The organism is Pseudomonas sp. ANT_J12 (assembly GCF_008370045.1).
In the GTDB taxonomy this organism is placed as follows: Bacteria; Pseudomonadota; Gammaproteobacteria; order Pseudomonadales; family Pseudomonadaceae; genus Aquipseudomonas.
Map to the genome: position 1 here is coordinate 64,282 of NZ_VOBN01000008.1, position 12,703 is coordinate 76,984.

Consider the following 12,703-nt stretch of genomic DNA (forward strand, 5'->3'; position numbering starts at 1 on the left):
TGCGAGCGTTACTACGTCCAGTAATCGACCTGAGGATGCCAGCCGCTCGTCAGAAGTCGCAATTCATCCTGAGCAATCTTGTCATTTGCCAAGGCTTAGGGCAGGGTCGATACCACTGAGATCTCTGCCAAAGGAGTCACGCCATGTCAAAGCTATATCCCAATATCGATCCCGAGGGGCTGGTCGAATACTCAGTGGTCTACACCGACCGCTCGCTCAACCACATGTCGCAGTCATTTCAAGGCGTGATGAAGAACATTTCCAGGACCCTGAAGCAGGTCTACAACGCCCAGGCGGTTGCGGTGGTCCCGGGCAGCGGTACGTTCGGCATGGAAGCGGTGGCGCGACAGTTTGCCACCGACCAGCAATGCCTGGTGATACGCAACGGCTGGTTTAGTTATCGCTGGAGCCAGATCCTGGAGATGGGCAACATCCCGGCGGCCACCACGGTGCTGAAAGCCCGACCGGTCGAGACTGGTCACCAGGCTGCCTACGCCCCACCCCCTCTGGACGAAGTGCTGGCAGCCATTGCGGCGCAGAAGCCGCAGATTGTCTTCGCCCCCCACGTTGAAACCTCATCAGGGATTATCCTGCCCGACGAGTACCTGCGGGCCGTCGGCGACGCCGTGCATGCGGTGGGTGGCCTGTTCGTGCTGGACTGCATCGCCTCAGGCACGCTTTGGGTTGATATGCAGAAATGCGCAGTCGACCTGCTGATCAGCGCACCGCAGAAAGGCTGGAGCGCCTCCCCTTGCTGCGCACTGGTAATGCTCAGTTCCTTGGCCCTCGAGCGCATCGAACAGACGCAAAGCAGCAGCTTCGCCTGCGACCTGAAAAAGTGGCTGCAGATCATGCAGGCCTACGAACAGGGCGGACATGCCTACCATGCGACCATGCCCAGCGATTCCCTCGCGCGATTTAACGAAGTGATGAAAGAGACGCAAGCCTACGGTTTCGACAAGGTCCGCGGCGAACAACAGGCTCTGGGCGATCGGGTGCGCGCAATGTTGACCGGCAAAGGCATCAAAAGCGTCGCCGCAGCCGGTTTTCAGGCCCCTGGCGTAGTGGTGAGCTACACCGATGATGCCGACATCAAGAGCGGCAAGAAATTTGCCGAACACGGCCTACAGATCGCCGCCGGAGTGCCGTTGCAGTGCGACGAGCCGGCCGACTTCCAGACCTTCCGCATCGGTCTGTTCGGACTCGAAAAGCTGCACAATATCGAGCGCACGGTCAGCACCCTCGAGCAGGCACTGGACGAGGTGATGGTTAACTAAACGCTAAAAAAGGGACTGATGTGTTTTTCCTTTTTAATGGACTGTCGCAAAGGACTGCGACCCAAAACAGTCCTTGATGTATGTTTGTTTTTGGCATTCATGGAGGATTTTGGCTGATGGCACGCGTGGGATTGATACTGACACCCGGTTTTGCGGACTGGGAATATGCTTTCATTGCCGGAACTGCGTCCCCGTTTTACGGGATCGACGTCAGGTTTTTCGCTCCTGCCACGGGGCAGTTCCGCTCGCAGGGTGGATTAGCTGTAACGGTCGATAGCAGTTTGCATCAATGTCTGGACTGGAAACCGGACGTTGTTGTCGTCATTGGAGGAATGGTCTGGGAATCTGCAGAAGCACCGGATATTCGAGACTTTCTTCATGCCAGTCGTTCAAGTGGAGCGACAATTGCCGGTATCTGTGGGGGAACGCTGGCACTGGCGAGGGCCGGGATTCTCGACACGGTTGCTCATACCTCGAACAGCGCTGACTTCTTACAACAGAAGGCCGTAGGTTATGAAGGGCGCTCGCTTTATCGAAACAGCCCAGCAGCTGTGGTTGCGGACCGCATCATCACGGCTCCAGGCACCGCCCCCGTTAGCTTCACCTGCGCAGTGTTCGAAGGTGCCGGGCTATCTTCAGAGATCATTTCTCAGTTCAGATCAATGTTGGCAGCGGAACATGGTTGACCGCGCCGTCCCTGCATTTCGGGCACATTCTCAGGAGATAGCTTATGAGCGCTGGCGACGTGCCTGTGGGGCAAGTGGTACGAGGCTATGTAACCTTTGTTGGAAGTGAGGGATCGTGGATTGGAGCACCGTTCATGAGCTTCAGCTATAGCGCCAATGGGAAGCGGTTTCACAAGTCTCTCAACGAAACCATTGACGCTTGGTCAACCGCAACGCTCCGTAAAGCCTCCTACGGGTTGAAGGTAGGCGACCCGGTGTCGGTTTGGTGCTCTCTCAGCGACCCGGACGTGTGTTGCGTCGGCGAAAAACCGGCCGAAAAACCAGCCATGTTGCGTTTGATTGAGGCTCTGGGAGCGATAGGCTATTTAAATTGATCCTCGCGGTCCAAGGCGAGGTCCGACTTTGTGCCTGAATCTCGACGCGCCATGGCAACTTCTGGCCGCTTCCCGCCCGTCACGACCGGCTGAAAACGACCAAAAGCAATGCCTGCTCCCCTACTCCGCCAGCGGCAACCGCAACCGGCTCCGATGAGACAACCCCACCTGCAACGCGAACGCAGTGATCACCGTGGCTGGCGCAGAAAAACTCCCCAAATCACCACCAGAAAACATCAACGCCAGCCCCAATCCCGTCGCGCCAAACCAGGCCGTCAAGCCCACCGGGTTGAACGCGGCCACCCGCTCCAGCGCCGCCACATCACTGCGTCCATAGAGAATCTGCGCCAACGCCACGCCCACCCAGGCCACGACGAAAATCCCCTGATAAGCCAACGCCTTGAGGATGTACGCAAACACATCGGCAAGCATCAAGCCGTACACAATGACCCCGACCACCAACGCCCACATCAGGTACGAACCACGAATGCCAAACCGCCCGAAGAACGCCTGCATGTTCAACGTCGCCAAGTAGTAGTTGGCCGTGTTGATCCGGGTTTGCGTGGCCCAGACAAACAACAATCCCCACAGGCCCATCAGTTGCAGAATCGCCATCACCACCGAGACTTCGTTCAGCGCGCCGTCGTGGGGAATGCTGCTGACCAGGTAGATGCCGGCCGCGCCGTTGAGCAGGAAGGTCACGGCGTAGAACGGCATGCCGAAGTTCCAGCGACCGTGGTACTCGGCGTCTTCAGGTTTGCCGAAACGCGCGTAGTCGAAGGTGAACAGCATCAGCACCCAGACGCCCATGTAGGCGACGAAGCAGTCCCACCAGCCGAAGGCGCTGGGGGTGGCCGGGCCGAAGTCGAGCCATTGCGGCTGGTAGCCATAACGACTGATCGACAGCCCCACCGCCACCAGCAAGCCGCCCAGGTACACCGGCAGCAGCACGCCGTTGAGCTTGTCCAGCCAGTGCTGCACGCTGCCCAGGATCATCGGCACGCTGTAGAGCACCACCGCCAACGCCGCCAGCGGATACACCAGTTCCGGGTACAGGTGATTGAGCGCGACGGCGATTACCGAGCCTTCGAACACCGCGTAATAGATCGCCGTGGAAAAGAAGATCAAGGTCGCCAGGCACGCCCCGGTGCTGCCGAACAACAGCCGCGAAAACAACGCCACCGACAAGCCGCTGCGAATCGCGAAACGACTGAGCACGCTGTTGACCAAGCCGTAGCTGATCACCGACAGGAGCATGCCGATCAGCGCATTGCGGGCGCCGTACGACAACGCCAGTGATGCGCCGACCACGATGTAGAACATCGCGCTGCACACCGCCCACCAGGCCATGGTCAGGGACAGTCGCCCCATGCGCGCTTCGGCGGGGACGGGTTGATTGGCCGGGTCTTGCCCGGTTTGACTCGATTGCGATAAAGCAGCCATATGCGTGAACTCCAGAACCAGTCAAAGGTTGAAGCGCGGGCAGCCGCCACCGCACCGAAGTGCGGCGTTGGCTTACCGTTTGGCATGGCCCGCGCTGTGCGGCGGGCAGAATCAGGAAGGGAACAGCTTGCTCAGGCAGCTGAGTTTTTTCTTATAGGAACGTCGCGCTTCCAGCGCCTCTTCGAGGGTCACCGCGACAAAGCGGGCCTTCTGGTTGGGTTGCATCTGGCCGATCAGGTCGAGGTCGGCGCTGATCACCGTGCCGATCATCGCGTAGCCACCGCCGGACACGGCATCGCGGTGCAGCACGATCGGCTCGAGCCCGGCCGGGACCTGGATCGAGCCGATCGGGTAGCAACTGTCGACGATGTTCGACGGATCGGAACCGGCACCGAACGGTTGCTCCCTGGGCTGGAAGCTCAGCGCGCTGCCGCCCTTGAAGCGATAGCCAATGCGGTCGGCTTCCGAGCCGACCGTCCACGGCTCGGCGAAAAAGCTCTTCGCCGCCGATTCGGTCAAGCGGTGGTAGTACAAACCGGGCACCACCCGCAGGGTGATTTCGCCGCCCAGCGCTTGCCGCAACGCCATCGGTAAACTGGCGCCGACGCGGCTCTTGCCGCTGGCCATGCCCACTGGCAATTCGTCGCCCGCGATCAAGCGTCGTCCTTGAAAACCGCCGAGTGCGCCGAGGGCATAGGTCGAACGACTGCCGAGCACCACCGGCACATCGATGCCACCGGCCACTGCCAGATAGGCACGGGCGCCAGCCTTGGGAAAGTCAAAGCGCAGCACCTGCCCGGCCTTCACTGCGAACGCCGTGTCGTGGTGCATTTCCACGCCATCGACCCGTGGCGTCATGTGCGCGCCGGACACGGCCACCAATGCGTCTTGTTGAAATTCCAGCTCCGGCCCGAGCAACGTGCATTCCAATGCCGCTGCACCCGCCGGATTGCCGACCAGTTGATTGGCTGCGCTCAAGGCGTATTGATCGAGCGCGCCGGAGGGCGGAATGCCCAGGTGGTAATACCCTTCGCGGCCCAGGTCTTGTACCGAAGTGGCGAGGCCGGGTTTGAGGACCTTGATCATGCCAACACCTCCTGCAGCGACTTGGGATAGCCGACGGGATCGGCCAGAAACGCGTCCAGCGAAAATTCCACCGGACGAATCCGCAGATCAAAGCGCCCGGCTTCGACTTCGGCCACCGCGTGGTCGTAGGCTTCACGGTCCATCGGTTTGAACTGCACGATGTCGCCCGGACGGAAAAACACCATGTGCTCTTTCAGGTACGCCAGGTTTTGCTGCGGGTCGTAAATCGGTGCCGGCGTGACGCCGAACATCTGATACCCGCCGGCACCGCGTACCGAGTAGATGCAGCCGAAGCAGCCGCCGTGACCCAGGGTCAGTTTCGGCGTGTCGGTGCGCGGTCGCAGGTACTTGGGCACCTGCAACTGCCGCTCGCGTTCGACCATCTGGAACATGAACGGCAGCCCGGCGACGAAGCCGACCATCGAGACAAACCACGGCGCACCACTGTGGGCCGCAATGAATGCCTCGACGTCGGCCAGGCCGTTGATGCGTGCGGCGTATTCCAGGTCCGTTGCGCTCGGGTCCTGATGCCGGTCGCGAAAACGCATCAGGGTTTCGTGGGTCCAGGGGTCGTTGTAGAGCACCGGAATCTCGATGATCCGGGTCTGCAACGTACGCTCGGCAACGGCCCCGGCCTCGGCGATTTTGACCGCTTCGAGCAAGGTATGCGGGGCGATGCGATCCGGGTCAAAACGAATCTGGAACGATGCGTTGGCCAGGCAGATATCGAGCACGCCATCCAGTGCCAGCCGTTCCACCGCGCGGGTGACGGCCAGGCCTTTGAAGAACGCTTCAAGGGACATGCTGTCGCTGACTTCGGCGAACAAATGTTCATCGGCGCCAAAGCTGTAGCGGATGGGCGTGCTCATACTTGACCTCCGCTGCGGCGCTCGGCCAGCCAGGTTTCCAGGGTGCCGGTGTGGAAGTCGGCGCTGTGCAGCCACGGTTGTTCCAGCAGTTCGCCGTGCAACGCCAAGGTGCTGGCCATGCCGGTGAGCGTGGTCCGCCTGACCGCCACCCGCGCGCGGGCCAGGGCTTCGGCGCGATCCGCACCGTGCACGATCAGCTTGGCTAACAGCGAGTCATAGTACGGCGGCACGCGGTAGCCTTGATACAGGTGCGTGTCGACGCGAATGCCCTCGCCCTGCGGCCAGATCAGTTCCTCGACCAGCCCCGGGCTGGGGAAGAAATCCCGCGCCGGGTCTTCAGCGTTCAGGCGCATTTGCAGGGCGGCGCCGTTGAGTCGGATGTCACTTTGCTTGAAGCCCAGCGGTTCACCACCGGCAATGCGCAACATGGCCTGGACCAGATCGATGCCGGTGATCAATTCGCTGACCGGGTGCTCCACCTGAATCCGCGTATTCATCTCGATAAAGAAGAACTCGCCAGTGGCGTCGTCATACAGGTATTCCAGGGTTCCGGCGCCCTTGTAGCCCAGGGATTCGGTCAGGCGCACGGCACTGGCGCAGAGCGTCTCCCGTTGCTGCTGGCTGAGGACCGGCGACGGCGCTTCTTCGAAGATTTTCTGGCGTCGACGTTGCAGCGAACACTCGCGCTCGAACAGATGCACCGCGTGCTGACCGTCGCCCAGGACCTGCACTTCGATGTGCCGGGCCCTGCTGATAAACCGTTCCAGATACACCGCGCCATTGCCGAACGCCGCCTGGGCTTCGCGCTGGGAACGGGGAAATTCTTCTGCCAGTTGTTGGGCATTTTCGGCGAGGCGAATACCGCGTCCGCCACCACCGGCCGAGGCTTTGATCAGCAGTGGAAAACCAACGGCTTCGGCGGCTGTGAGCGCCGACTCGACGTCAAACAATTCACCGGGGGAACCCGGCACCACGGGCACGCCGGCCTCTTGCGCGGTGCGGCGGGCCTCGGCTTTGTCGCCCATGCGCCGGATCGTCTCCGGGCTCGGGCCGACGAAAATCGCCCCGGCGGCGAGGACCGCTTCGGCGAAATCGGCGTTCTCCGAAAGAAAGCCATAACCGGGGTGTACGGCATTGGCGCCGGTGGCTTTCAAGGCGCCGAGCAAGGCTTCGACGTTGAGGTAACTTTTATCCGCGCGGGCCGGGCCGAGGACGTGGATTTCATCGGCCATGCGCGCGGCCTGGGAGTCGACGTCCGCCTCGCTGCACGCCGCGACGGTGGGAATCCCCAGCGCTTTGGCAGCGCGGATAATCCGCACGGCGATCTCGCCACGGTTGGCGATCAGTAATTTATGAATGGCTTGCGTCATGATCGCGCCCTCACTCGTCGTCGAGTGTTGCGACGACCTGACCCGGTTCCACCGGATCGCCGTCTTCTACCAGGAATGCGCTGAGGCGACCCGCCGTCCCGGCGGTCAGTTCGGAAAACTGCTTCATGACCTCGATCAGGCCAATCACCGTGTCGGCACTGACCTGCGCGCCCACCTCGACGAAGTTCGCCGATTCGGGGGTGGCTTTGCGGTAGAAGGTCCCGGGCAACGGGGTGATTACAGTGTGTTCGGCCATGTCTGTTCCTCTTGGAATAGTTGTAGAAAGGCAGGCAAAAATGAATCGGTGTGCAAACCCTGGCGTCTGTGTGCCAGGTGTCTCGTCCTGATTTAGCGCGGTGCGCGGACCTCGATCCCGGCGCTGTCGAGGGCACGGCGCGTGGCTTCGACCAACGCCAGGGCGCCCGGGGTATCGCTGTGTAAACAGATGGAATCGAATTCGATCGCCAGGTCTTCACCCTCGACCGTGCGCACCACGCCTTGCTGACAGGCACGCAGTACTCGCGCGGCGACTTGCGCCGGATCGTAGGCGCGGACGTTGCGGGTAAAGACGATGGAGCCCGTGAGGTCGTATTCGCGGTCGGCGTAGAACTCGCGGATCACCGGCTGGCCGAGCTCTTTGGCGACTCGCCAGATCACCGAGTCGGGCATGCAATACAGCAGCAACTCTGGCTCCAGGCGCTGGAGATTTTCCACCAGCAAACGCGCGGCCTCTTCGTCCCGGGCCAGGTGCATGTAGAGCGCGCCATGGGGCTTGATGTGTTGCAGGGCCACGCCTTGAACCCGGGCGAGTTCACGCAGGGCGCCCAACTGGTAGAGCATGTCGTCGACCAGTTCCTGGGCCGGTGCATTGATGTGTCGACGGCCGAAACCGACCAGGTCGCGAAACCCCGGATGCGCGCCGATGGCCACACCCAGGCGCTTGGCCTGCTCGATGGTGCGGCGCATGGTGCTGGGGTCGCCGGCATGAAAACCGGTGGCGATATTGGCCGAGCTGATGAAGCCCATCAGCTCATTGTCGACGCCATCGCCGATGGTCCATGGGCCGAAGCCTTCGCCCATGTCCGAGTTGAAATCTACTGCTTGCATAACGCTTGCTCCTGACGCTTGTGACTTCATGCAGCCCAAGTTAGATTCCTCCGTACCCCTTGGGAAGATCTATTAACAGATAGGGTATCTTCTGAAAAACAGATACCCCATCGTCGGGAGAACTCATGTCACTGACCCTGCGCCAAGTCCGCTATTTCGTCGCCACCGCCGAGATCGGGCAAATTTCCCAGGCCGCGATTCATCTCAACATTTCGCAATCGGCGGTCACCACGGCGATCAAGGAACTGGAAGGAATGCTGGGCGCGCTGTTGTTCCAGCGCTCGGCCCAGGGCATGAGCCTGACCGATGCCGGGCGGCATTTTCTGAATCGCGCGTATGTGATTCTGCGCAGCGTCGATGACGCGATGAACAGCCCGTTGCCGGACATTCGCGCCAGTGGCCTGCTGCGTCTGGCGGCGAGTTACACGGTGATCGGCTACTTCCTGCCGCACCATTTGCAGCGGCTGGAACATTGGCATCCGGACGTGGCCATCGAAGTCCACGAACAGGAACGCACGGCCATCGAGGAAGGCCTGCTGGAAGGTCGATTCGACATGGCCGTGGTGCTCACCGCGAACCTCACGCACCCGGACATCGTCTCGGAAATCCTGTTCAATTCCGAGCGCCGGTTGTGGCTGCCCAGCCACCATCCGCTGTGCGAACGTTCGGCGGTCAGCCTCGCCGATGTGGCGAAGGAACCCTACATCCTGCTGACCGTCGACGAAGCCGAACAAAGTGCGATGCGTTACTGGGAACACGCACGCCAGCAACCCAATGTGCGGGTGCGCACCAGTTCAGTGGAAGCGGTGCGCAGCATGGTCGCCAATGGCAGCGGCGTGGCGATCCTCTCGGACCTGGTGCACCGCCCCTGGTCGCTGGAAGGCAAACGCATCGAAACCCTGACAATCACCGACAAGGTGACGCCCATGAGCGTCGGTTTGGCGTGGCATCGCGAGCGGGAATTCAGCCCGGCGATGCAGGCGTTTCGTAATTACTTCCACGATGCGTTTCTGGCGCCGCAACAACTGTCTGCGCGACGTTGAAAACCGCATGCACGATTTTCCAGCATTCGAATACCACCCTAAAAATCGGTGATGGTCGTCCCGGCAATCGTTTCGGCAAAGCCCATTCCGAACACTCGCTCAGGCGTTTCAAAACGGCGTCGGTTAGGCGGGTGTGATCAGTAGCCCACCCCGCGCACGCCACCCGATGCCCGGATCGATTCTCCGGTGATCCAGTGCGAGTCACCGGAGGCCAGAAACACGGCCAGCGGCGCAATATCTTCCGGCTCACCAAACCGGCCCAGCGGCGTGCCCGCGATCAGCCTTTCGCCAAACTCACCGGCGAAGTTACCGTCCGTAGCAGGTGTATTGGTGTGGCCAGGCATGATCGCGTTGACCCGGATACCGCGCGGCCCAAGCTCCCGGGCCAGGGCGAAGGTCAATGTGTCGACCGCGCCTTTGGTGGCCGAATACACACTGGATGCCAGATAGGGATCGGTGCTGAGAATCGAGCTGAGGTTGATGATGCTGCCCGCATGGCCAAACAGTTTGACGGCTTCTCGAGCGGCCAACAGATAGCCGAGCACATTGAGGTTGAACTGCTGATGAAATGCTTCCTCGGTGAAGTCTTCGAGCATTTGAAACACCGCGACGCCGGCATTGTTCACCAGAATATCCAGGGTTCCGTAGTTGCTCCTGACGGTGTCGAACAAGCGAATCACGTCGGCAGACTGGCTCATGTCCGCCTGAATGACGACGGCGTTGCCGCCCAATGCCTGGATCTGCGCCACCACCGCATCGGCGTCGCTTTTGCTGGTCGCATAGTTCACCACCACCGTGGCGCCTGCGGCACCGAGCGCCTTGGCGATCCCCGCACCGATGCCTTTCGATGCGCCGGTGACCACTGCAATTTTGCCTTCGAGTTTCATGTCATGACCTTTTAAACAGGAGTGATGTGTCGCACCAGTATTCGCGCAACCGCCGGTCAAACGGTTGCCGGTTCTTCCCCGATGCTTGCCTATTCTTCTCGCACGCCTTGCTTTGCACGCGGGTCTGCGCCATGTTCGACCCCATGAATGAAGCAATGGATGAGCTGCGCAGCATCGTGATGCGCGCGCAAGACAAGTGGACGGACACGGGCCTTGCGCGCGTGTCGATGGTCCGGGCCGAGGCGTGTGCGAATCAGGTGTATCAACCGATGCTGCACCTGGTGCTTCAAGGCTCCAAGACGTTGTCGATTGGCGATCAGGTGTTGCAGTACCCGCCAATCAGCTATTTCCTGGTGCCCGTGGACGTCCCCGCCACCGGCGAGATCTACCCTGGCGCCCCGGGCGAACCCTACCTCGCCATCAGCCTGACCCTGGACCCCAACGTCATTGCCACCTTGCTGGTGGATGAGGTCAAAACCGGCGAGCAGCCCACCGACAGTGGCTTTGCTGCAGTGACGGCGCCGACTGACCTGATTGACGCCTGGCTACGGATGATGCGGCTGATGGATCGCCCACACGAGGCGGCGGTACTGGCGCCGATGATCGAGCGAGAGATTCTGTTTCGAATCCTGCAAGGGCCGTTCGGCGCGATGCTGCGGGAAATCGCGCGACCCGATGGCCGACTGGCGCAGATCCGGCGTTCCACTTTATGGATCCGCGAGCACTACGCCGAACCCTTTCGTGTGGAACCCCTCGCGGCGATGGCGGATATGAGCGTCTCGGCGTTCTATCGTCACTTCAAAGCCATCACCGGCATGGCGCCCATTCAGTACCAGAAACGCCTGCGCCTGCTCAGGGCACGCTGGTTGCTGCTGTTCGATCCGCGCGATGCCGCTTCCATCGCCTTCACCGTGGGCTATGAAAGCGCCTCGCAATTCAGTCGTGAATATGCGCGCCTGTTCGGGATGCCACCGGGGCGAGATGCGGCGCGGTTCAGACCGCAATAAGCAAAAAAAACCCCGCAACCTCATGAGGCGCGGGGTTAAAAAATTGGTTGGTTGCGGCCAACCAAAGGAGCTTCGTTGAAAACCGGTGACATTCCTGAGCAGCGTTTTCGATGGAGGCGATTCTCAACGTTTATCCGGCGAAGCAGAACTTGTCATTGGTGATTGTCACTATTAGTCGAACCGATGGTCGGGCGACGGGCACAAAAAAAAGGCAATAAAAAAAGGGGACAGATCTATTTTCTGGAAAATAGATCCGTCCCCTTTTTAGGGAATATGGCAGGGGCGGCTGGATTTGAACCAACGCATGGCAGGATCAAAACCTGCTGCCTTACCGCTTGGCGACGCCCCTGCAAGAGCGGGCGGGAATTTAACAACTTTCGCCGCGTCTGGGAAGCCCCCTTCATAAATAAATTTGTTTTAAAACAGCCAGTTGCCATTAAACCGATGGTTGGTGACTGGTGACACAGTGAATACCGCCGCCCCCGGCGCTGATCGCGTCGATATTGAGCTGCACCACCTCACGCTCCGGGTAGAGCTGCGACAACAGCTCAAGAGCCTTTGCATCCGCTGTCTTGTCACCAAATTCGGGCGCGATGATCGCCCCGTTGATCACGAAGTAATTGATGTAGCCGGCCGCAAAATCCGGGTTGCTGCGGTTGAATTTGCTCTTGCGCGGCTTGAGCGGTGGCGACACGGTGTGGACCTGTAGTTTGCGACCCTGCGCGTCCGTGGCGTTTTTGAGAATGTCCAGATGCGCGCGGGTGACCTTGTAATCGAAGGATGCAGGGTCGTTGTCGAGGTTGGCGATCACCACGCCAGGTTTGGCAAAGCGCGCGTAGAAATCCACGTGAGCATCGGTGATGTCCTTGCCCTTGATGCCCGGCAGCCAGATGATTTTGCGCAGGCCCAATTGGGCTTTCAGTTCCTCTTCGACCTCGGCCTTGCTCCAGTCGGGGTTGCGGTTGCTATTGATCCAGCTGCTTTCGGTCATGATCCCGGTGCCATGGCCATCCACTTCGATCGCACCGCCCTCGCCCACCAGTTCGCTGCGCACATAATCGGCCTGCGCGTTGCTCGCCACCCGAGCGGCCAATTGCGCATCCTTGCCATGCTGCTGCTTGTTGCCCCAACCATTGAAGTTGAAATCCACCGCACCCAATCCGCCTTTCCCATCGATGACAAAGTTGGCGCCGATATCGCGCATCCAGATGTCGTCGAGTTCGGTGATGACGTAGATGACATTGCGCGTGCCGCAATGCTTCTCGGCCAACGCCCGCTCACGCTGACGGCAGAACACGGTTACCGGTTCATAGCGGGCGATGGTGCGCGCAATCAGGCCCAGGGCGGCTTGCACATCGGCGGTGAAATCGGCCCAGATCGCCTCCTGCGCGCCGAACGCGATGAAGGCCCGCTGGTGTTTGTCGCCCTCGTCCGGCATGTGCCAGCCCTGAGCCACCGCCGCTTGCACGCGCGTCAGCCCCAGGGAGGCGGCGATGCCCACACCGGCGACAACCGACGCCTGTTTGATGAAATCCCGACGCGTCGGCATGTAGT

Annotated in this window: 13 protein-coding genes and 1 tRNA gene; 5 read left to right on the forward strand and 9 right to left on the reverse strand. The window is 60.6% G+C overall.

Features of this window, described 5'->3' with window-relative positions:
• Positions 1-143 precede the first annotated feature (143 nt).
• The 3 genes from FQ192_RS18115 (at position 144) to FQ192_RS18125 (ending at position 2,337) form a co-directional block, all read left to right on the forward strand.
• Positions 144-1,277, forward strand: a complete 1,134-nt coding sequence (locus FQ192_RS18115) for an aminotransferase class V-fold PLP-dependent enzyme (protein ID WP_149659795.1) — start codon at positions 144-146, stop codon at positions 1,275-1,277.
• 116 nt (positions 1,278-1,393) lie between these two features.
• Entirely contained in the window at positions 1,394-1,963 is a 570-nt protein-coding gene (locus tag FQ192_RS18120; protein ID WP_149659948.1) for a DJ-1/PfpI family protein, read from the forward strand.
• Between the two features lie 44 nt (positions 1,964-2,007).
• Entirely contained in the window at positions 2,008-2,337 is a 330-nt protein-coding gene (locus FQ192_RS18125; protein ID WP_149659796.1) for a hypothetical protein, read from the forward strand.
• Positions 2,338-2,457: 120 nt separating this feature from the next.
• Here the strand turns inward: FQ192_RS18125 and FQ192_RS18130 are convergent, their stop codons facing one another.
• From FQ192_RS18130 to FQ192_RS18155, 6 genes are all read right to left on the reverse strand, one after another.
• A complete protein-coding gene (locus FQ192_RS18130; protein ID WP_149659797.1) occupies positions 2,458-3,780 on the reverse strand; it encodes a cytosine permease in 1,323 nt (440 codons plus the stop codon).
• A 111-nt stretch (positions 3,781-3,891) separates the two neighbouring features.
• The gene (locus FQ192_RS18135) at positions 3,892-4,866 is read right to left on the reverse strand and encodes a biotin-dependent carboxyltransferase family protein (RefSeq protein WP_149659798.1); all 975 of its coding nucleotides are present in this window, start codon (positions 4,864-4,866) and stop codon (positions 3,892-3,894) included.
• Entirely contained in the window at positions 4,863-5,735 is an 873-nt protein-coding gene (locus FQ192_RS18140; RefSeq protein ID WP_149659799.1) for an allophanate hydrolase subunit 1, read from the reverse strand. The genes FQ192_RS18135 and FQ192_RS18140 overlap by 4 nt, the downstream gene beginning before the upstream one ends.
• On the reverse strand, positions 5,732-7,105 hold the full coding sequence (locus FQ192_RS18145) for an acetyl-CoA carboxylase biotin carboxylase subunit (RefSeq protein ID WP_149659800.1): 1,374 nt from the start codon (positions 7,103-7,105) through the stop codon (positions 5,732-5,734). Before FQ192_RS18145 ends, FQ192_RS18140 begins: the two co-directional genes overlap by 4 nt.
• A gap of 10 nt (positions 7,106-7,115) precedes the next feature.
• Positions 7,116-7,361 (reverse strand): acetyl-CoA carboxylase, encoded by a 246-nt coding sequence (locus FQ192_RS18150; RefSeq protein WP_095079351.1) that lies wholly within the window; start codon positions 7,359-7,361, stop codon positions 7,116-7,118.
• Between the two features lie 92 nt (positions 7,362-7,453).
• The gene (locus FQ192_RS18155; protein ID WP_149659801.1) at positions 7,454-8,212 is read right to left on the reverse strand and encodes a 5-oxoprolinase subunit PxpA; all 759 of its coding nucleotides are present in this window, start codon (positions 8,210-8,212) and stop codon (positions 7,454-7,456) included.
• 125 nt (positions 8,213-8,337) lie between these two features.
• Between FQ192_RS18155 and FQ192_RS18160 the strand changes: the two genes are divergently transcribed.
• Positions 8,338-9,255: a LysR family transcriptional regulator gene (locus FQ192_RS18160; RefSeq protein WP_149659802.1), complete on the forward strand. Its 918-nt coding sequence runs from the start codon at positions 8,338-8,340 to the stop codon at positions 9,253-9,255.
• A 137-nt stretch (positions 9,256-9,392) separates the two neighbouring features.
• On the opposite strand, the gene FQ192_RS18165 is transcribed toward FQ192_RS18160, so the two are convergent.
• Positions 9,393-10,142: an SDR family NAD(P)-dependent oxidoreductase gene (locus FQ192_RS18165; RefSeq protein WP_149659803.1), complete on the reverse strand. Its 750-nt coding sequence runs from the start codon at positions 10,140-10,142 to the stop codon at positions 9,393-9,395.
• 143 nt (positions 10,143-10,285) lie between these two features.
• Between FQ192_RS18165 and FQ192_RS18170 the strand changes: the two genes are divergently transcribed.
• Entirely contained in the window at positions 10,286-11,149 is an 864-nt protein-coding gene (locus tag FQ192_RS18170) for an AraC family transcriptional regulator (RefSeq protein ID WP_149659804.1), read from the forward strand.
• Positions 11,150-11,423: 274 nt separating this feature from the next.
• Here the strand turns inward: FQ192_RS18170 and FQ192_RS18175 are convergent.
• Together FQ192_RS18175 and FQ192_RS18180 are read right to left on the reverse strand one after the other, a co-directional pair.
• Positions 11,424-11,498: transfer RNA gene (locus FQ192_RS18175), tRNA-Gln, on the reverse strand.
• Positions 11,499-11,585: 87 nt separating this feature from the next.
• On the reverse strand, positions 11,586-12,698 hold the full coding sequence (locus FQ192_RS18180; protein ID WP_149659805.1) for an agmatine/peptidylarginine deiminase: 1,113 nt from the start codon (positions 12,696-12,698) through the stop codon (positions 11,586-11,588).
• Between the last annotated feature and the right edge of the window lie 5 nt (positions 12,699-12,703).

What these genes read in the sequence shown, in the direction of transcription:
- FQ192_RS18135 (WP_149659798.1), bottom strand. Translation starts at nt 4,866, where the DNA reads ATGATCAAGGTCCTCAAACCCGGCCTCGCCACTTCGGTACAAGACCTG.
- FQ192_RS18165 (WP_149659803.1), bottom strand. Translation starts at nt 10,142, where the DNA reads ATGAAACTCGAAGGCAAAATTGCAGTGGTCACCGGCGCATCGAAAGGC.
- FQ192_RS18140 (WP_149659799.1), bottom strand. Translation starts at nt 5,735, where the DNA reads ATGAGCACGCCCATCCGCTACAGCTTTGGCGCCGATGAACATTTGTTC.
- FQ192_RS18145 (WP_149659800.1), bottom strand. Translation starts at nt 7,105, where the DNA reads ATGACGCAAGCCATTCATAAATTACTGATCGCCAACCGTGGCGAGATC.
- FQ192_RS18160 (WP_149659802.1), top strand. Translation starts at nt 8,338, where the DNA reads ATGTCACTGACCCTGCGCCAAGTCCGCTATTTCGTCGCCACCGCCGAG.
- FQ192_RS18125 (WP_149659796.1), top strand. Translation starts at nt 2,008, where the DNA reads ATGAGCGCTGGCGACGTGCCTGTGGGGCAAGTGGTACGAGGCTATGTA.
- FQ192_RS18120 (WP_149659948.1), top strand. Translation starts at nt 1,394, where the DNA reads ATGGCACGCGTGGGATTGATACTGACACCCGGTTTTGCGGACTGGGAA.
- FQ192_RS18180 (WP_149659805.1), bottom strand. Translation starts at nt 12,698, where the DNA reads ATGCCGACGCGTCGGGATTTCATCAAACAGGCGTCGGTTGTCGCCGGT.
- FQ192_RS18155 (WP_149659801.1), bottom strand. Translation starts at nt 8,212, where the DNA reads ATGCAAGCAGTAGATTTCAACTCGGACATGGGCGAAGGCTTCGGCCCA.
- FQ192_RS18115 (WP_149659795.1), top strand. Translation starts at nt 144, where the DNA reads ATGTCAAAGCTATATCCCAATATCGATCCCGAGGGGCTGGTCGAATAC.
- FQ192_RS18170 (WP_149659804.1), top strand. Translation starts at nt 10,286, where the DNA reads ATGAATGAAGCAATGGATGAGCTGCGCAGCATCGTGATGCGCGCGCAA.
- FQ192_RS18130 (WP_149659797.1), bottom strand. Translation starts at nt 3,780, where the DNA reads ATGGCTGCTTTATCGCAATCGAGTCAAACCGGGCAAGACCCGGCCAAT.
- FQ192_RS18150 (WP_095079351.1), bottom strand. Translation starts at nt 7,361, where the DNA reads ATGGCCGAACACACTGTAATCACCCCGTTGCCCGGGACCTTCTACCGC.